This window comes from Enterobacter cloacae complex sp. 342H5 (genome assembly GCF_050030905.1).
In the GTDB taxonomy this organism is placed as follows: Bacteria; Pseudomonadota; Gammaproteobacteria; order Enterobacterales; family Enterobacteriaceae; genus Enterobacter; species Enterobacter intestinihominis.
On sequence record NZ_JBLGVB010000001.1, the window covers coordinates 2,535,352 to 2,551,842 of the forward strand.

20 protein-coding genes are annotated in these 16,491 nt (G+C 53.7%); 13 read left to right on the top strand and 7 right to left on the bottom strand.

What is annotated here, in order from left to right:
- The first annotated feature begins 1 nt into the window (after position 1).
- The 5 genes from trpCF (at position 2) to yedF (ending at position 4,989) form a co-directional block, all read left to right on the top strand.
- Positions 2–1,360, top strand: a complete 1,359-nt coding sequence (gene trpCF, locus ACQG03_RS12170; RefSeq protein WP_032624116.1) for a bifunctional indole-3-glycerol-phosphate synthase TrpC/phosphoribosylanthranilate isomerase TrpF — start codon at positions 2–4, stop codon at positions 1,358–1,360.
- 10 nt (positions 1,361–1,370) lie between these two features.
- Positions 1,371–2,564: a tryptophan synthase subunit beta gene (trpB, locus tag ACQG03_RS12175; RefSeq protein WP_022648334.1), complete on the top strand. Its 1,194-nt coding sequence runs from the start codon at positions 1,371–1,373 to the stop codon at positions 2,562–2,564.
- The gene (gene trpA, locus ACQG03_RS12180; RefSeq protein WP_063162976.1) at positions 2,564–3,373 is read left to right on the top strand and encodes a tryptophan synthase subunit alpha; all 810 of its coding nucleotides are present in this window, start codon (positions 2,564–2,566) and stop codon (positions 3,371–3,373) included. The genes trpB and trpA overlap by 1 nt, the downstream gene beginning before the upstream one ends.
- Positions 3,374–3,547: 174 nt before the next feature.
- Positions 3,548–4,759 carry a selenium metabolism membrane protein YedE/FdhT gene (gene yedE, locus ACQG03_RS12185; protein WP_063162975.1) on the top strand — a complete coding sequence of 404 codons (1,212 nt, stop codon included), beginning with the start codon at positions 3,548–3,550 and terminating at the stop codon, positions 4,757–4,759.
- A complete protein-coding gene (yedF, locus tag ACQG03_RS12190) occupies positions 4,756–4,989 on the top strand; it encodes a sulfurtransferase-like selenium metabolism protein YedF (RefSeq protein WP_003856774.1) in 234 nt (77 codons plus the stop codon). Before yedE ends, yedF begins: the two co-directional genes overlap by 4 nt.
- Before the next feature lie 286 nt (positions 4,990–5,275).
- On the opposite strand, the gene ompW is transcribed toward yedF, so the two are convergent.
- Positions 5,276–5,908 (bottom strand): outer membrane protein OmpW, encoded by a 633-nt coding sequence (gene ompW, locus ACQG03_RS12195; RefSeq protein ID WP_023306411.1) that lies wholly within the window; start codon positions 5,906–5,908, stop codon positions 5,276–5,278.
- A gap of 282 nt (positions 5,909–6,190) precedes the next feature.
- Here ompW and ACQG03_RS12200 point away from each other — a divergent pair, with 282 nt between their 5' ends.
- The 5 genes from ACQG03_RS12200 to yciA all read left to right on the top strand — a co-directional run bounded on the left by ACQG03_RS12200 (position 6,191) and on the right by yciA (position 10,778).
- Positions 6,191–6,595 (top strand): YkgJ family cysteine cluster protein, encoded by a 405-nt coding sequence (locus ACQG03_RS12200; RefSeq protein ID WP_017384228.1) that lies wholly within the window; start codon positions 6,191–6,193, stop codon positions 6,593–6,595.
- 25 nt (positions 6,596–6,620) lie between these two features.
- Positions 6,621–7,364 carry a YciC family protein gene (locus ACQG03_RS12205; RefSeq protein ID WP_023300270.1) on the top strand — a complete coding sequence of 248 codons (744 nt, stop codon included), beginning with the start codon at positions 6,621–6,623 and terminating at the stop codon, positions 7,362–7,364.
- Positions 7,365–7,377: 13 nt separating this feature from the next.
- Entirely contained in the window at positions 7,378–7,917 is a 540-nt protein-coding gene (locus ACQG03_RS12210; protein WP_003856762.1) for a septation protein A, read from the top strand.
- A gap of 180 nt (positions 7,918–8,097) precedes the next feature.
- Positions 8,098–10,284 (top strand): TonB-dependent siderophore receptor, encoded by a 2,187-nt coding sequence (locus tag ACQG03_RS12215; protein ID WP_063162974.1) that lies wholly within the window; start codon positions 8,098–8,100, stop codon positions 10,282–10,284.
- A gap of 98 nt (positions 10,285–10,382) precedes the next feature.
- A complete protein-coding gene (gene yciA / locus ACQG03_RS12220; RefSeq protein WP_032624113.1) occupies positions 10,383–10,778 on the top strand; it encodes an acyl-CoA thioester hydrolase YciA in 396 nt (131 codons plus the stop codon).
- A 38-nt stretch (positions 10,779–10,816) separates the two neighbouring features.
- On the opposite strand, the gene tonB is transcribed toward yciA, so the two are convergent.
- Complete coding sequence (tonB, locus tag ACQG03_RS12225) at positions 10,817–11,539, bottom strand: TonB system transport protein TonB (RefSeq protein ID WP_032622462.1); 723 nt, start codon at positions 11,537–11,539, stop codon at positions 10,817–10,819.
- A gap of 221 nt (positions 11,540–11,760) precedes the next feature.
- Between tonB and ACQG03_RS12230 the strand changes: the two genes are divergently transcribed.
- Positions 11,761–12,057, top strand: a complete 297-nt coding sequence (locus ACQG03_RS12230) for a YciI family protein (protein WP_003856755.1) — start codon at positions 11,761–11,763, stop codon at positions 12,055–12,057.
- Positions 12,058–12,090: 33 nt separating this feature from the next.
- Here ACQG03_RS12230 and leuE read toward each other — a convergent pair whose 3' ends face one another.
- The 4 genes from leuE to ACQG03_RS12250 all read right to left on the bottom strand — a co-directional run bounded on the left by leuE (position 12,091) and on the right by ACQG03_RS12250 (position 13,636).
- Positions 12,091–12,726 (bottom strand): leucine efflux protein LeuE, encoded by a 636-nt coding sequence (gene leuE, locus ACQG03_RS12235; protein WP_063162973.1) that lies wholly within the window; start codon positions 12,724–12,726, stop codon positions 12,091–12,093.
- Between the two features lie 67 nt (positions 12,727–12,793).
- Positions 12,794–13,204 (bottom strand): Exc2 family lipoprotein, encoded by a 411-nt coding sequence (locus ACQG03_RS12240; RefSeq protein WP_063162972.1) that lies wholly within the window; start codon positions 13,202–13,204, stop codon positions 12,794–12,796.
- 11 nt (positions 13,205–13,215) lie between these two features.
- Complete coding sequence (locus ACQG03_RS12245) at positions 13,216–13,344, bottom strand: KPN_01571 family protein (protein ID WP_400168871.1); 129 nt, start codon at positions 13,342–13,344, stop codon at positions 13,216–13,218.
- A gap of 118 nt (positions 13,345–13,462) precedes the next feature.
- Positions 13,463–13,636, bottom strand: a complete 174-nt coding sequence (locus ACQG03_RS12250) for a YciY family protein (protein ID WP_017384232.1) — start codon at positions 13,634–13,636, stop codon at positions 13,463–13,465.
- Between the two features lie 143 nt (positions 13,637–13,779).
- On the opposite strand from ACQG03_RS12250, the gene cls reads away from it, so the two are divergent.
- Together cls and ACQG03_RS12260 are read left to right on the top strand one after the other, a co-directional pair.
- Positions 13,780–15,240 (top strand): cardiolipin synthase, encoded by a 1,461-nt coding sequence (gene cls / locus ACQG03_RS12255; RefSeq protein ID WP_063162971.1) that lies wholly within the window; start codon positions 13,780–13,782, stop codon positions 15,238–15,240.
- 33 nt (positions 15,241–15,273) lie between these two features.
- Positions 15,274–15,603 carry an HI1450 family dsDNA-mimic protein gene (locus tag ACQG03_RS12260; RefSeq protein ID WP_006810881.1) on the top strand — a complete coding sequence of 110 codons (330 nt, stop codon included), beginning with the start codon at positions 15,274–15,276 and terminating at the stop codon, positions 15,601–15,603.
- Between the two features lie 31 nt (positions 15,604–15,634).
- Here the strand turns inward: ACQG03_RS12260 and ACQG03_RS12265 are convergent, their stop codons facing one another.
- The gene (locus ACQG03_RS12265) at positions 15,635–16,471 is read right to left on the bottom strand and encodes an ion transporter (protein WP_022648350.1); all 837 of its coding nucleotides are present in this window, start codon (positions 16,469–16,471) and stop codon (positions 15,635–15,637) included.
- Positions 16,472–16,491: the final 20 nt, after the last annotated feature.

The window sequence follows — 16,491 nt, forward strand, 5'->3', positions numbered from 1 at the left end:
AATGCAGACCGTTTTAGCGAAAATCGTCGCCGATAAGGCCATCTGGGTGGAAGCCCGTAAGCAACAGCAGCCGCTCGCCAGTTTTCAGAATGACGTCGTTCCCAGCAGCCGTCGTTTCTATGATGCCCTCCAGGGCGCGCGTACCGCGTTTATTCTGGAGTGTAAAAAAGCGTCTCCGTCCAAAGGCGTGATCCGTGACGATTTCGACCCGGCGCGTATTGCCGGTATCTACAAGCATCATGCGTCTGCCATTTCTGTGCTGACGGATGAGAAATATTTCCAGGGCAGCTTCGATTTTCTGCCCGTAGTCAGCGGCATCGCGCCGCAGCCGATTCTGTGCAAAGACTTTATTATCGACCCGTATCAGATCTGGCTGGCGCGCTTTTACCAGGCCGATGCCTGCCTGCTGATGCTCTCCGTGCTGGATGACGAACAGTACCGCCAGCTCTCCGCCGTCGCGCACAGCCTGAATATGGGCGTGCTTACCGAAGTGAGCAACGAAGAGGAGCTGGAGCGCGCCATCGCGCTGGAAGCCAAAGTGGTCGGCATTAACAACCGCGACCTGCGCGACCTGTCGATTGACCTCAACCGTACGCGCCAGCTTGCGCCGCGTCTGGGTGCGGGCGTCACGGTGATCAGCGAATCCGGAATCAACAGCTACGCTCAGGTGCGCGAACTCAGCCACTTTGCCAACGGTTTCCTGATCGGTTCCGCGATGATGGAACACGACGATCTTAATGCGGCCGTGCGCCGCGTGCTGCTGGGTGAGAACAAAGTTTGCGGCCTGACCCGTGAACAGGATGCGCAGGCCGCGTATGAGGCGGGCGCAATCTATGGTGGTCTGATCTTTGTTGAGTCCTCTCCTCGCGCCGTTAATGAAGAACAGGCGCGCAAGGTGATTGCGGCTGCGCCACTGAGCTACGTGGGCGTGTTCCGCAATGCGGATATTAACGACGTTGCGGCGAAAGCGGACGCGTTATCCCTGAGCGCGGTTCAGCTACATGGCGATGAAGATCAGACATACATCGATGCTCTGCGACATGTTCTGGCACCTCAGGTTCAGATCTGGAAAGCGCAAAGCGTTGGCGCCATACTGCCCGCGCGTAACCTTACGCATGTTGATAAATACGTGCTCGACAACGGCCAGGGCGGCACGGGGCAGCGTTTCGACTGGTCACTGCTGCGTGGCGAAGTGCTGGACAATGTCCTGCTGGCGGGGGGATTAAGCCCCGATAACTGTGTGGAAGCAGCCAAAACCGGCTGCGCCGGCCTCGATTTCAATTCAGGCGTAGAGTCCCAACCGGGCATAAAAGACGCCAGCAAGCTGGCATCGGTATTTAAAACTCTGCGTGCATATTAAGGAAGAGAAGATGACGACATTACTTAACCCGTATTTTGGTGAGTTTGGTGGGATGTACGTCCCACAAATCCTGATGCCCGCGCTGCGCCAGCTTGAAGAAGCGTTCGTGAGCGCGCAGAAAGATCCGGCGTTTCAGGCGGAGTTTACTGACCTGCTGAAAAACTACGCCGGTCGTCCGACGGCACTGACCAAATGCCGCAACCTGACCGAAGGCACCAGAACCACGCTCTACCTTAAACGTGAAGATCTGCTGCACGGCGGCGCGCATAAAACTAATCAGGTGCTTGGCCAGGCTCTGCTCGCCAAACGTATGGGTAAAACCGAAATTATCGCCGAAACCGGCGCGGGCCAGCACGGCGTGGCCTCTGCCCTCGCCAGCGCCCTGCTCGGCCTGAAGTGCCGCATCTATATGGGGGCGAAAGACGTTGAACGCCAGTCGCCTAACGTGTTCCGTATGCGTCTGATGGGGGCGGAAGTGATCCCTGTGCACAGCGGTTCTGCCACGCTGAAGGATGCCTGTAATGAAGCGCTGCGCGACTGGTCTGGCAGCTACGAAACCGCCCACTATATGCTCGGTACCGCGGCAGGCCCACACCCGTTCCCGACCATCGTGCGTGAATTCCAGCGCATGATCGGTGAAGAGACTAAAGCGCAGATCCTCGAAAAAGAGGGTCGCCTGCCGGATGCGGTGATCGCCTGCGTTGGCGGCGGATCTAACGCCATCGGCATGTTTGCCGATTTTATCGACGAAACCAGCGTTGGGCTGATTGGCGTTGAGCCTGCCGGCCACGGCATTGAAACGGGTGAGCACGGTGCGCCGCTGAAGCATGGCCGCGTGGGGATCTATTTCGGCATGAAGGCCCCGATGATGCAGACCGATGAAGGGCAGATTGAGGAGTCTTACTCAATTTCAGCCGGGCTGGATTTCCCGTCCGTAGGGCCGCAGCACGCGTTCCTCAACAGCACCGGCCGCGCGGATTATGTCTCCATCACTGATGACGAAGCGCTGGAGGCCTTCAAAACGCTGTGTCGCAATGAAGGGATCATCCCGGCGCTGGAGTCTTCCCACGCGCTGGCACACGCGCTGAAAATGATGAAGGAAAACCCGGAAAAAGAGCAGCTGCTGGTGGTAAACCTTTCCGGTCGCGGTGACAAAGATATTTTCACCGTTCACGATATTCTGAAAGCACGAGGGGAAATCTGATGGAACGCTACGACAACGCATTTGCACAACTGAAAGCCCGCCAGGAAGGCGCTTTCGTTCCCTTCGTGACGCTGGGCGACCCCGGTCCGGAGCTGTCGCTGAAGATTATCGATACCCTGATTGACGCCGGTGCCGACGCGCTGGAATTGGGGATTCCGTTCTCCGATCCGCTGGCGGATGGCCCGACCATCCAGAACGCGACGCTTCGCGCGTTTGCTGCGGGCGTGACGCCGGGCCAGTGCTTCGAAATGCTGGCGGCGATCCGCCAGAAGCACCCGACCATTCCGATCGGCCTGCTGATGTACGCCAACCTGGTGTTCAGCCGCGGTATTGATGCGTTTTACGCAGAGTGCGCCCGCGTGGGCGTTGACTCCGTGCTGGTGGCTGACGTGCCCGTTGAAGAGTCTGCGCCGTTCCGTCAGGCGGCGATGCGCCACAACGTCGCGCCGATTTTCATCTGTCCACCGAATGCCGATGACGCTCTGTTGCGCCAGATTGCCTCTTACGGACGGGGTTACACCTACCTGCTCTCCCGTGCGGGCGTCACCGGTGCGGAAAACAAAGCCGCGCTTCCGCTGCATCATCTGGTGGAGAAGCTGGCAGAATACCATGCTGCGCCGCCGCTTCAGGGCTTTGGGATTTCCTCTCCGGATCAGGTTACTGCGGCGATTGACGCGAAAGCCGCCGGGGCCATTTCCGGTTCGGCTATCGTGAAAATCATCGAGAAGAATGTGGATAAGCCAGAGCAGATGCTGGCTGAGTTACACGCATTCGTCACATCCATGAAAGCGGCCACACACAAGGCGTAACCGTTAACACCGTCTGGCCCCGGCGTCAGGCGGTTTTCCCTTCTCTCTTCCTGAAAGAAGCAGGTCAAAATTGATCCTGTCGATATTTTCGGTGTGAATGACTTTTCAAACTTTCGCGTAAGCGTATGATCTGGGCTCTTTTTAGCGTTACCCTTCTGAGTTCAGAGGTTATTCATGTCCTGGCATTCCTTCAAACAGACTTACCTGGTTAAGTTCTGGTCACCTGTTCCGGCCGTTATCGCGGCAGGCATTCTCTCTACCTATTATTTCGGTATTACTGGCACCTTCTGGGCTGTTACGGGCGAGTTTACCCGCTGGGGTGGGCAGCTATTACAGCTGGCAGGCGTCCATGCCGAAGAGTGGGGCTACTTCAAACTGATCCATCTTGAGGGCACACCGCTGACCCGCATCGACGGGATGATGATCATTGGCATGTTCGGCGGCTGTTTTGCGGCCGCGCTGTGGGCCAACAACGTTAAGTTGCGCATGCCGAAAAGCCGCATCCGCATTATGCAGGCCGTGGTCGGCGGTATCATTGCCGGGTTTGGCGCCCGCCTGGCGATGGGCTGTAATCTGGCCGCGTTCTTTACCGGTATTCCGCAGTTCTCGCTGCATGCCTGGTTCTTTGCCGTCGCCACCGCCATCGGCTCCTACTTCGGTGCTAAATTCACCCTGCTGCCGCTGTTCCGCATTCCGGTGAAAATGACGAAAGTTAGCGCTGCCTCTCCGTTAACGCAAAAACCCGATCAGGCGCGTCGTCGTTTCCGCCTCGGTATGCTGGTCTTTTTTGCTATGGTTGCCTGGGCGATTTGCACGGCAATGAATCAGCCCAAACTCGGTCTGGCCATGCTGTTCGGCGTCGGCTTTGGTCTGCTGATTGAACGCGCGCAGATCTGCTTTACCTCCGCGTTTCGCGATATGTGGATCACCGGACGTACCATGATGGCGAAAGCCATTATTGCCGGGATGGCCGTGAGCGCGATCGGGATCTTTAGCTATGTTCAGCTCGGCGTTGAGCCGAAAATCATGTGGGCCGGTCCTAATGCGGTCATTGGCGGGCTGCTGTTTGGTTTTGGCATCGTACTGGCGGGCGGGTGCGAAACTGGCTGGATGTATCGCGCCGTGGAAGGCCAGGTGCATTACTGGTGGGTTGGTCTGGGTAACGTGATTGGCTCAACCCTCCTGGCGTACTACTGGGATGACGTCTCTCCAGTACTGGCAACCAACTGGGACAAGGTCAATTTGCTGAATACCTTTGGTCCACTCGGGGGGCTCATGGTGACCTACGCCCTGCTGCTTATCGCCTTCTTACTGGTTATTGCGCAAGAAAAGCGCTTCTTCCGGCGTGCCACCGTCAAAACTGAAACTCAGGAGAATGCCGCATGAAAGAGATCGTGCCTGATTATCGTCTCGATATGGTGGGTGAACCTTGCCCTTACCCGGCCGTCGCCACGCTTGAGGCGTTACCGCAGCTTAAGAAAGGTGAAATTCTGGAAGTGGTGAGCGATTGCCCCCAGTCGATCAATAACATTCCGCTTGATGCCAAAAATCACGGCTATACCGTGCTGGATATCCAGCAGGACGGACCAACGATTCGTTATTTAATTCAGAAGTGATTTCACGATCGAAAAAGGCCTCTCAGAGGCCTTATCTAGTTTACTGGCTTTGGCCACCGTCGTCGTCTGAGTTTCGGCAGGCATGAATGAGTGGTGAGACGTGTTCCGCAAACGGAACAGATAGCACCGTGAGGTAGGCTATGTGCTGGGCTGAACGTCGTGAACTGAAACTGTTTACCTGCACAAACCGGACATTCAAATTTGATGTTGGGGATATCCCCTCCAGCCAGGTATGTGGAACAACCACCATACAGCAATCCCCGGCTGACCGGGGATATATCTTCTGTCAGAAACGATAACCCGCTGAGAACATAAATACCCACGGATCCAGACGGGTATTGATACTTTGCTGCTGGCCGCCAGCTTTAAAGCGCACGTCCGTATCAATGTCCATATACCAGACAGAGGCGTTGATCAGCCAGTCACGGTTAATCAGATAATCCAGACCAACCTGTCCCGCCATGCCCCACGAGTCTTTCAGGCTGAGATCGGAGAGCCCGGCCTCTTTACCGGTATCGTTAAATTTCTCATCAAAGAAGGTGGTGTAGTTAACGCCTGCACCAATATAAGGGCGTAATTTGCTGCTGGAATCGCCGAAGTACCACTGCGCCATCAGGGTTGGTGGTAAATGGTGCACCGTAGCAATGTCCCCGGTCGGCCCTAAACCGACGCGGTGACGGAATGGCGTGGCGGCCAGAAGCTCAACGCCAATGTTATCCGTAGCCATATACGTGAATGTCAGGCCTAACTGGGTGTTATTGCTAACGTTAAACCCGCCCATACCCAGTACATTGTCGGAACCTTCCGTTGGACGCACCGTTGCCGAACCGGCACGAATAAAGAATTCACCTGCTTCATGCGCGTACGCGCCGCCAGAGAGACTGCTTAAGATAAGGGCTGCCACCGCTAATTTTTTCATATCCGCTCCATCGTTGTGGTTTTAATTGCGGAGGAGAATATACTCACAAATGAGTAATAAGTGATCTAACACAGATCACATTAAAACCAGTAAGTTAACATTCATTGATCTAGGTTAATTTTTGGTGACGCCTCATAAAGCAATAAGTTGTTACCGCGTCAATTTTTGGCATTTCATAGTTACAAAATTTTCTGTTTTTCCTCTCTTGCGCTTCCTGTAGCGGCTGGATAATTTATCGCTCTCACAATTCGATTTGATGCGTTCTACTTTTGCAGGTGTGCCATGAGTGATCATAACCCGTGCATGACGTGCGGAGCCTGTTGTGCGTATTTTCGAGTCTCTTTCTACTGGGCTGAAGCCAGCGATGGCGGCGGCACCGTTCCGGTTGATCTCACTGAACCCTTGACCCCTTTCCTGCGTTGCATGCGCGGCACCAACCAAAAACAGAGCCGCTGTGTGGCACTGCAAGGTGAACCTGGGGTATCCACCCGCTGTTCCATTTACGCGGATCGCCCCAGCCCGTGCCGCACTTTCGCGATGTCGGGAGAGGATGGACAGGTCAATGAGGCATGCAATCGCGCCCGCGCCCGCTATGGATTACCGCCGCTTTACAAAGATATGCTTTTCCATACAAGCCTTGATGCTGCCACCAGCGTGTTATCCGGTGTACAATTGCCGGCTAATTAACACCTGCAATACTCAAGGAGAGTGCATGTCTATCACGGCGAAGTCTGTCTACCGTGACACGGGAAATTTTTTCCGCAATCAGTTCGTTACTTTTTTACTGATCGCGTTGTTGTGCGCCTTTATTACGGTGGTGCTGGGTCATGCGTTCTCACCCAGTGATGAACAGATTGCCTCGCTGAGCCAGGGGGATCATCTTGCAGGCAGCGCAGGGTTATTTGACCTTGTGCAGAATATGACGCCAGAGCAACAGCAAATCTTGCTGCGTGCATCTGCGGCATCTACCTTCTCGGGGCTAATCGGCAACGCCATTCTGGCGGGTGGCGTGTTGCTGATGATCCAGCTGGTGTCTGCCGGCCAACGCGTCAGCGCGTTACGTGCCATCGGGGCCAGTGCTCCGGTGCTGCCGAAACTGTTTATCCTTATCTTCCTGACTACGCTGCTGGTCCAGATGGGGATAATGTTGGTTGTCGTTCCGGGCGTGCTGCTGGCTATCGTGCTTTCATTTGCGCCAGTAATGGTTGTGCAAGACAAAATGGGTATTTTCACCGCCATGCGCAGCAGTATAAGGCTCGCGTGGGCGAATATGCGTCTGGTCGCCCCGGCCGTTATCAGCTGGTTGCTGGCCAAGACTCTACTGTTGCTGTTTGCGCCGAATTTTGCGGTATTAACGCCAAACGTCGGCGCGGTTGTCGCCAATACGCTGAGCAATCTGATTTCAGCTGTACTGCTGGTCTATTTGTTCCGCCTGTACATGTTAATTCGTCAGTAACCGGGATCGCAGAATGAAGCAGTTTCTTGATTTTTTACCGCTGATCGTATTTTTCGCTTTTTATAAGCTGTACGACATCTATGCCGGCACGCTGGCGCTGATTGTGGCAACGGCTGTGGTGCTGATTTACAGCTGGGTTCGCTATCGCAAAGTTGAAAAGATGGCGCTCATCACTTTCCTGATGGTGGCGGTGTTTGGTGGTCTGACGTTGTTCTTCCACAATGATGAATTTATCAAATGGAAGGTCACAGTGATTTACGGCCTGTTTGCGGGCGCGCTGCTCATCAGCCAGTGGGTGATGAAGAAGCCGCTGATCCAGCGCATGCTGGGGAAAGAACTGACGCTGCCGCAGGCTGTGTGGGGGCGTCTGAATATCGCCTGGGCGCTATTTTTTATTCTGTGTGGTCTGGCGAATATCTATATCGCATTCTGGCTGCCGCAGAATATCTGGGTCAACTTCAAGGTGTTTGGCCTGACGGCGCTGACCCTTATCTTCACCCTGCTCAGCGGCGTTTATATTTATCGCCACATGCCGCAGGATGACAAGCACTGATCCTTCTGGCCAGATCGTCACGCGGTCTGGCCTCTTTTCCCGCCTTCTCTTTTCTCCGCAATCTTCCTGCGAAAATGTCTGAATCATGAAGATTTTATGGAGATTGCTGTCGCTTTATTGTAATGAGAATCACTATCATTAATATTCTTCATCGCATTTTTAACAAATGGAAATGAGTTGATGAATAACATAATAAGATTTGCCCCGGCTACACTTACACTCGCCATTTTTTCAACGCTATACCAGAGCGCGCACGCAGCGGAAGATCCTCTCGCCGATGGTGAAACAATGGTCGTTCAGGCAACCGCTGAAGAGGCCCTAAAGCAACAGCCGGGGGTTTCCATCATCACGGCAAAGGACATAGAAAAGGATCCACCGGTTAACGATCTTTCGGAAATTATTCGCAAAATGCCCGGGGTTAACCTCACCGGAAACAGCGCGACAGGCAGTCGTGGTAACAACCGTCAGATCGACATCCGCGGTATGGGGCCAGAGAACACGCTGATTCTGATTGACGGTGTGCCGGTGACGTCACGTAACTCGGTGCGCTACAGCTGGCGCGGGGAGCGCGACACCCGCGGGGACACCAACTGGGTTCCGCCAGAGATGGTTGAGCGTATTGAAGTGCTCCGGGGACCAGCTGCCGCCCGCTATGGTTCGGGGGCTGCCGGCGGCGTCGTCAACATCATTACCAAACGCCCGTCCAACGACTGGCACGGCTCCCTCTCCCTGTACACTAACCAGCCTGAAAATGATAAAGAGGGGGCGACGAAACGCGCTAATTTTGATCTGAGCGGCCCCCTCGCGGGCGATGCGTTAACGATGCGCCTGTACGGGAACATCAACAAAACCGACGCAGATGCTCAGGACATCAACACCGCGCAAAACGGCTCTTACGCCGCCGGGCGAGAGGGCGTACGTAACAAGGACATTAATGCCCTGCTCTCCTGGAAACTCACACCACAGCAGATTATCGATTTCGACTACAGCTACAGCCGCCAGGGCAATATCTACGCGGGTGATACTCAATACAGCAACAGCAACGTCAGCCCTGACGGTCTGGTGTCGTCCCTGTATGGACACGAAACCAACCGAATGTACCGCCAGTCTTATGGCATTACGCACAACGGCATCTGGGACTGGGGTCAGTCAAAGTTCGGGGTTTATTATGAAAAGACCAACAACACCCGACTGGAAGAAGGCTCTACGGGCAAAGTTGAAGGGATGATCAATAGCGATAAATACGATACCAGCCGGCTGGAATCATACCGTTCAACGGGTGAACTGAACATTCCTTTCTTCTGGCTGGTCGAACAGACGCTAACCGTGGGTGCAGAATGGAACCGTGATGAACTGAACGATCCGGCCTCAATGCAGTCGACAAATGTGTCGGGAGAAGTGATTAACGGCGTTCCCGGCACGGCTTCTGAGCGCAACAGCAAAAACAGCGCTGACCTCACCGGCATCTATCTTGAGGACAATATTGAAGCGCGTCAGGGCACCAACCTGATCCCAGGGCTCCGCTTTGATTATCACAATCAATTTGGCAGCAACTGGAGTCCGAGCCTGAACCTCTCTCAGGATTTGGGTGACATGTTCAAGGTTAAAGCGGGTATCGCTCGGGTATTTAAAGCGCCAAACTTGTATCAATCCAGCGAAGGCTATCTGCTTTCCACCCGCGGTAATGGCTGCCCGAATAACGTTTCCGAAGGAAGCTGTTACCTGTTAGGTAACCCGGATCTGGATCCGGAAATCAGCGTGAACAAAGAGATCGGCCTGGCCTTTGCCCTGGAAGGCTACGAGGCTGGAATTACCTGGTTCCGCAATGATTACAAAAACAAGATCGTTTCAGGAACGGACGTGCTGGGGCAGACAAGCAGCGGCGCAAATATCCTGCAATGGGAGAACGGCGGTAAGGCCGTTGTTGAAGGGCTGGAAGGCAACCTCACCGTTCCTGTTATTCGCGACACGCTAACCTGGCGTACTAATGCGACGTATATGATTCAGTCTGAAAGTAAAGACACCGGTAATCCGTTGTCGATTATCCCCAAATATACCGTCAACACCATGCTGGACTGGGAGGTTAACAGCAAGCTTTCAGCCAACGTAAGCTGGACGATGTACGGCCGCCAGAAGCCCAGAGAAAACGCTGAAATCCGCAAAGAGGAAAATGCGATGTCCAACAGAGAGATCGGCGCGTATTCCATCGTGGGTATCGGCAGTAACTATCAGCTGACCAAAAACCTGCGCCTGAATGCCGGCATCAGCAACATCTTTGACAAGCAGATTTACCGTGAAAATGACGGTGCATCTACCTATAACGAACCGGGCCGCGCCTATTACGCTGGCGTAACCATGTCCTTCTGACCTTCTGGCGCCCGCGCTGCGGGCGCTAACCCTATTCTCTCCAGCCAGAAATCATAGTAGCATCCCGCCTGAAGTCTTCAGTTACGAGTTTAAAAACAATGACAACAAATGACGCCCCACAGGGCGAACTGGTTTTACGCACACTGGCAATGCCTGCGGATACGAATGCCAATGGCGATATTTTTGGCGGCTGGTTAATGTCGCAGATGGATATGGGCGGTGCAATCCTGGCAAAAGAGATTGCACACGGGCGCGTGGTAACCGTCCGGGTCGATGGCATGACCTTCCTGCGCCCTGTCGCGGTGGGGGACGTGGTGTGCTGTTACGCACGCTGCGTAAAACGCGGCAATACGTCTATCTCCATTAACATTGAAGTATGGGTGAAAAAAGTCTCTTCTGAACCGATTGGTCAGCGCTATAAGGCGACGGAGGCCCTGTTCATCTACGTGGCAGTGGATAGCGACGGTAAGCCCCGCCAGCTCCCACGGAACTGATCCTCAGGTAAAAAAAAGCCTCCTTGCGGAGGCTTCTTTTATTCCATCTGTGCCCCGCCGTTCAGGCGGAAGACAATATTTACAATCAACCCATTGCCGGGTTTACCGGCTTCATAACGCCACCTGCGCATGGCCGATTTAACTTCGCGTTCAAACATATTCGCCGGCTGTGCGGACAGGATTTCCACGTTATCCACACGTCCATCAGCCGTAACGTCGAATTTTACCCGTACACGCCCTTCAATACGTAACGCCTGAGCACGTGCCGGATACTGCGGCTGGTTACGGCTCAGCGCGCGCGGGCCCGCTGGCGCCGTTACCGTCGGTTTTGTCGCGGTCGTGGTGTTACTCATCAGCGGACGTGACGGGGCGGCATTTTCAACCGGCTGCGTGGTGCGTGGCTCAACCGGACGCACTTCGCGTTTCGGACGCTCTTCCACCTTTTTGACCGGCTTGGGTTTTGGCTTCGGCTTAGGTTTCGGCTCTGGCTTATGGATCACCACCGGCGCTTCTTTTGGCGGTTCAGGAATCGGCTCGGGTTCCGGCTCGGGTTCAACAACGGGCTGTGGCGGCGGCGGCGCAACCTGCGGCGGTTCAAGATCCGCGGGCGATACCATGGTCACAGAAATTGGCTGCGCTGGCGCTGGCATTTCAATAACCTGATGAACCGAGGTATAGAGCAGACCCGCCACGACAGCACCGTGAATAACGACGGAAAGCAGCGTCGGCCATGGAAAGCGGCGAGGTAAATCAAGGGTCATCGAAGTCATAATCATCAACGTTAAAAAACCGAACCTCGATTTTAAATGCAAATAGCAATCATATTCAATAAGACACTTTGTCCTGGCGCAATTTAAGCGTATAAGAGGGCAAAAAAGGGGCATCCAGATCAGGGTTTTAACATTGTTATTATCTTTACATTGCAGTCATTTGTGCTTTCACATAACGTAAATGTCACTTTTACCGGTTAAGGAGCTATGCCGTGCTTTATGTGATTTACGCTGAAGATGTACCTGATTCTCTGGAAAAACGTCTTTCCGTTCGCCCTGCCCATCTGGCGCGTTTACAGCTGCTACAGGATGAAGGTCGGTTGCTGACCGCAGGCCCGATGCCTGCCGTTGACAGCAACGATCCGGGCGCGGCGGGTTTTACCGGCTCCACGGTGATTGCCGAGTTTGAATCTCTGGAAGCCGCGCAGGCCTGGGCAGAAGCAGACCCGTACGTCGCAGCCGGCGTGTACGAGAAAGTCACAGTTCGCCCGTATAAAAAAGTGTTCTGAAATGAAAGGCTCCCTCGGGAGCCTTTTCTTCATTCAGTGCAGCGTCGCCAGCCTCGCCGCAAATCCAACAAACAGCAGGCCTATCAACCCATTCCCCAGCTTCGCCAGTTTCTTTTTGGTTTTCAGATAACGCGTGACAAACGCGCCTGAGAAAATCAGGAAGCTCATGTACATGAAGCTGATCAGCTCAAGCGTTGTGGCGAGGATCAGGAACGACGTGCCGGTATTCTTCGCATTGACATCAATGAACTGCACGAAGAACGATACGTAAAAGAGAATCGCTTTCGGGTTCGTCAGGCTCAGCACCAGCGAACGCTTAAGGATCGCGCTTGCCGGTTCGGCGCTACTTTCGTGCGCATTTTTTTGACGTGTCATAACGGACCAGAGCATTCTTCCGCCGAGCCACAGCAGATAAAACGCCCCAAGATAGCGGACAATATTAAATAATACCGGAGTGGTCTGGATCAACGCGGCAACGCCCGCCCAGGCCAGAAACATCAGCACGGCATCACCAATAAACACACCGGTGGCTGCCAGATAGCCTTTCTTAACGCCGTGGCCAATCCCTGTTTTCAGCACAAACAAGGTGTTCGGTCCTGGAACCAGCACGATAAAAAATGCGCCGACAACATAGGTCCAGAAATTCAGTACACCAAACTCCGCAAACACGTCTCACTCCTTTTGCTCAAAAACAGCGGGGATACCGGTATTTACGGTATCCCCTGAATCAGTTGCGCTATTGTACGCCGTTATAGCCATCAAGATAAGTCGCGGCCAGTTCGTTACCAAATAATATGGCGTCTTTACTGTCCATGTCCGAAGACCATTTATCCTTCGCGTTGCCTGCGTACAATTCCTGCGACTTCGCATTTTCTTTCAGCTGATCGCGAATGCTTTGCGCGTATTCACTGGCTTCAGCCTGAGACCGCCCTTCCGCACGGTCAGCTTTGCCCCGGGCATAAAGCTCGCGGAATTGCGCTACGTTCAGGTGATAATTTTTCTGCACGCTGGAGGTGTAATTGCCGCCAGTAAAGCTGGACTGATGCGACACGAAATAAAACGCGTGCCGTTCGGGTGAGGTTTTGCTACTGGCACAACCGCTTAATACTGCAATCCCGAAGAGTGCTGCCAACACTTTTACGTTCATCCTTTTTTCCTTTAATAAAGCCAATGTATTCCCCATGCAAAAACATAATCTGCCAATGAGGAAAATGACGAAAGTCCTAAACCTTCCCTGAGCACATCCAGCGCCAAAAGTGCAATAAAAATCCAGAGATAAGGATTCATCTTTTAATATCATGACGTTATGGGGACGTAGTATATCGTGGAAAGCAGACGGAAGGAGACTGCAAAAATTGATAGTCTGGATGTTTAATGGGCACCTTTACGGTGCCCCTCATGCTTTTCAGATATCCTGGACCGCGAACAGCAGCGCGTTACGGTGTCTGTTCAGGCCACATTTTCTGATGGCGTGGATACGCATATTGCGGCGGGATTGTGCTTCCAGCCAACGAGCCTTACGACGACTCACCTGTCGCAACATGCGCCAGCGCCCTACTTCAGTTCTACTGCGCTTCATGTCTACAACTCTTTCTCTAACAGAGATGCCATTATATGCCTAAGCAGGCGGCAAACCAGCGCTTTTATCTGCCGTTTTTATTTGCCAGATGAATCCTGATGCGTAAACTCATAACAATACGCTTTCAAAAGGATTTTTTATTTATGACAACCTTCTACACCGTGGTGAGTTGGCTGGTCATTTTAGGATACTGGCTGTTAATTGCCGGGGTGACGTTGCGCATTCTGATGAAACGCAGAGCGGTACCTTCCGCCATGGCCTGGCTTCTGATTATCTACATTCTGCCGCTGGTGGGCATCATCGCCTACCTCTCTTTCGGTGAACTTCATCTGGGTAAACGCCGGGCCGAACGCGCCCGTGCCATGTGGCCCTCCACGGCAAAATGGCTTGCCGACCTTAAAGCCTGCAAGCATATCTTCGCCGAAGAGAACAGCAGCGTGGCCGCATCTTTGTTCAAGCTGTGCGAACGCCGCCAGGGCATTGCTGGGGTAAAAGGCAATCAGCTGCAACTGATGACCTCTTCCGATGACGTGATGCAGGCGCTGATCCGTGATATCCAGCTCGCCCGGCATAATATCGAGATGGTGTTTTATATCTGGCAGCCGGGCGGTATGGCGGACCAGGTCGCCGAATCGTTGATGGCCGCTGCACGTCGCGGTATCCACTGCCGCCTGATGCTGGACTCCGCCGGCAGCGTGGCCTTTTTCCGTAGCCCGTGGGCAGGCATGATGCGCAACGCCGGTATCGAGGTGGTCGAGGCGCTGAAAGTGAATCTTATGCGCGTCTTTCTGCGCCGCATGGATCTTCGTCAGCACCGGAAAATGGTTCTGATCGATAACTATATCGCCTACACCGGCAGCATGAACATGGTCGACCCCCGCTTCTTTAAACAGGATTCCGGCGTGGGGCAATGGATCGATTTGATGGCTCGCATGGAAGGCCCGGTGGCAACCTCTATGGGCATCGTCTATTCGTGCGACTGGGAAATTGAAACCGGTAAACGCATTCTTCCCCCGCCGCCGGATGGCAATATCATGCCGTTTGAGGAAGCCAGCGGGCACACTATCCACACTATCGCCTCCGGTCCTGGCTTCCCGGAAGATCTGATCCACCAGGCACTGCTTACCGCCGCGTACTCAGCGCGGGAATATCTGATCATGACCACGCCCTATTTCGTCCCCAGCGACGACCTTCTGCACGCCATCTGTACAGCGGCACAGCGCGGAGTGGATGTGAGCATTATTATGCCGCGCAAGAACGATTCGCTGCTGGTCGGGTGGGCAAGTCGCGCGTTCTTTAGTGAGCTGCTGGCCGCGGGCGTTAAAATCTATCAGTTCGAAGGCGGTCTGTTACACACCAAGAGCGTGCTGGTAGACGGAGAGCTGAGCCTGGTGGGTACCGTCAACCTCGATATGCGCAGTCTGTGGCTGAATTTTGAAATTACGCTGGTCATTGATGACGCCGGTTTCGGCGGCGATCTGGCGGCGGTTCAGGATGATTATATCTCCCGCTCACGCCTGCTGGACGCCGGACTGTGGGCGAAACGTCCGCTGTGGCAGCGAATTGCCGAACGACTGTTTTACTTCTTTAGTCCGTTGCTGTAAAACGTGCCCAACGATGTTTAACAGGTAGTCATCATGGAAATGGATCTGAACAATCGCCTGACCGAAGACGAAACGCTCGAACAGGCCTACGATATTTTTCTCGAGCTGGCGGTCGATAATCTCGACCCTGCTGACGTCATTCTTTTCAACCTGCAATTTGAAGAGCGTGGCGGTGCTGAGCTGTTCGATCCGTCTGAAGACTGGGCCGAACACGTCGATTTTGATCTCAACCCGGACTTCTTCGCTGAGGTGGTAATTGGCCTGGCAGATGAAGACGGCGGAGAAATTAACGACATCTTTGCCCGCGTCCTGCTGTGCCGCGAGAAAGACCATAAGCTGTGCCATATTCTCTGGCGCGAATAATAAAAAAGGCTGCCCGCGCAGCCTTTTTTATTTAATCCGGCAAGGCATTTCCACAGCGGTGACAAAACCGCGCCCCGGGTTCATGATTTCCCTGCTGACAATTCGGACATTTGCGTTGCTGCTTGCTGTTCTGGAAGGCGCTGCTCATATGGGTGGTAATTAGCCCAGTCGGTATCGCTATTACCGAATAACCGATCAGAATAAGAATCGATGCCACAATACGCCCGAGCGGCGTATGCGGTGTAATATCGCCATAGCCCACGGTGGTCACCGTGACGATAGCCCAGTAAACCGACGCATTAAGCGTGGTAAACCCGTATTTTGGCCCTTCGATTAAATACATCAGGGAGCCAAAAACGATCATCACGATAGCAATAAACGAATAGAAGAGAATAAGCTGGTGGCGGGCGCTGACAATGGCGACCCAAAAAACCCTCAGCGACGGCATAAAGCGCAGCAGCTTCAGAATTCGTAACACACGAATCGCCCGCATTGCGCGCCAGGCAAACACATAATTCAGGCTGATCTCAGGCCACAGCCACATGACATACAGCGGCAGGATAGTGGCTAAATCAATAAATCCCCAGAAGCTGAAAACGTATTTCGCCGGATTTGGCCAGCTAATGACCCTCAGCACATACTCTGCGGTAAACACCAGCGTGACGATCAATTCCAGCCAGACAAAAACATGCCACTCCTCATACGTCATGTGGTACTGCGTTCCGGCACCGGATTCGATAAAGATAATAATGACGCTAATCAGCGCAAATAAGCCACACAGACCCTCGAAACGGCGACCGGAAACCGTTTCTGGATCAAATAAAAGGTGATAAAGCCGCTGACGGGCCGACGTGAATAATCGCGACACATTAACCTCGAAAAAATAAG

Coding starts and splice junctions, on each gene's coding strand:
- trpCF (WP_032624116.1), top strand. CDS start 2: ATGCAGACCGTTTTAGCGAAAATCGTCGCCGATAAGGCCATCTGGGTG.
- trpB (WP_022648334.1), top strand. CDS start 1,371: ATGACGACATTACTTAACCCGTATTTTGGTGAGTTTGGTGGGATGTAC.
- trpA (WP_063162976.1), top strand. CDS start 2,564: ATGGAACGCTACGACAACGCATTTGCACAACTGAAAGCCCGCCAGGAA.
- yedE (WP_063162975.1), top strand. CDS start 3,548: ATGTCCTGGCATTCCTTCAAACAGACTTACCTGGTTAAGTTCTGGTCA.
- yedF (WP_003856774.1), top strand. CDS start 4,756: ATGAAAGAGATCGTGCCTGATTATCGTCTCGATATGGTGGGTGAACCT.
- ompW (WP_023306411.1), bottom strand. CDS start 5,908: ATGAAAAAATTAGCGGTGGCAGCCCTTATCTTAAGCAGTCTCTCTGGC.
- ACQG03_RS12200 (WP_017384228.1), top strand. CDS start 6,191: ATGAGTGATCATAACCCGTGCATGACGTGCGGAGCCTGTTGTGCGTAT.
- ACQG03_RS12205 (WP_023300270.1), top strand. CDS start 6,621: ATGTCTATCACGGCGAAGTCTGTCTACCGTGACACGGGAAATTTTTTC.
- ACQG03_RS12210 (WP_003856762.1), top strand. CDS start 7,378: ATGAAGCAGTTTCTTGATTTTTTACCGCTGATCGTATTTTTCGCTTTT.
- ACQG03_RS12215 (WP_063162974.1), top strand. CDS start 8,098: ATGAATAACATAATAAGATTTGCCCCGGCTACACTTACACTCGCCATT.
- yciA (WP_032624113.1), top strand. CDS start 10,383: ATGACAACAAATGACGCCCCACAGGGCGAACTGGTTTTACGCACACTG.
- tonB (WP_032622462.1), bottom strand. CDS start 11,539: ATGACCCTTGATTTACCTCGCCGCTTTCCATGGCCGACGCTGCTTTCC.
- ACQG03_RS12240 (WP_063162972.1), bottom strand. CDS start 13,204: ATGAACGTAAAAGTGTTGGCAGCACTCTTCGGGATTGCAGTATTAAGC.
- ACQG03_RS12245 (WP_400168871.1), bottom strand. CDS start 13,344: ATGAATCCTTATCTCTGGATTTTTATTGCACTTTTGGCGCTGGATGTG.
- ACQG03_RS12250 (WP_017384232.1), bottom strand. CDS start 13,636: ATGAAGCGCAGTAGAACTGAAGTAGGGCGCTGGCGCATGTTGCGACAG.
- cls (WP_063162971.1), top strand. CDS start 13,780: ATGACAACCTTCTACACCGTGGTGAGTTGGCTGGTCATTTTAGGATAC.
- ACQG03_RS12260 (WP_006810881.1), top strand. CDS start 15,274: ATGGAAATGGATCTGAACAATCGCCTGACCGAAGACGAAACGCTCGAA.